General features: G+C 31.4%; 1 protein-coding gene. It reads left to right on the forward strand.

Going from position 1 to position 510, the window contains the following annotated elements:
* The first annotated feature begins 82 nt into the window (after nt 1–82).
* Complete coding sequence (locus AN959_RS20470) at nt 83–484, forward strand: hypothetical protein (RefSeq protein WP_056833492.1); 402 nt, start codon at nt 83–85, stop codon at nt 482–484.
* The last annotated feature ends 26 nt before the right edge of the window (nt 485–510 follow it).

The following is a 510-nucleotide window of genomic DNA, read 5'->3' on the forward strand; positions in this document are numbered from 1 at the left end:
AGTTAATATTTGTTATATTTAAAAATATTAGTTTATCTTTCTGTCTCTCTATGATATATTAAATGGAAAGGAGGTGGAAAAAATGAGAAAAATAGTAATTTATCTATTAACACTAACTGTTTTGTTACTTGTTTCTACGACTCCAGTATTTGCTAATGGAGAAGTAAATATTAGTGATAAGGCTAGCTCATTTAGCGAAGTAGAGAGTAATGAGCTTAGCAAAGTAGAGAATGAGGTTTCCCCATTATGGATTCCTTGTCCGTATTATGATAGTAGTCATAGATATGTGGCAACAGGAAGTCGCTCTGAGGGTAGAAGTGGAGGATCAGAACAAGTTACAATTAAAAAATCTGATGGAAGCACGCATGTTGTAACATGTAATATTACAAATTGGTATACGGTAACTAAGTATTATTGTGCATGTGGCGATAACTATGAAAATGGTGGTACTTTCTCAAGAACTACTCACAGTGTTTCGCATTAATAATTTATATTTTAATTATTTAAAAA

This window comes from Psychrobacillus sp. FJAT-21963 (assembly GCF_001420585.1).
In the GTDB taxonomy this organism is placed as follows: domain Bacteria; phylum Bacillota; class Bacilli; order Bacillales_A; family Planococcaceae; genus Psychrobacillus.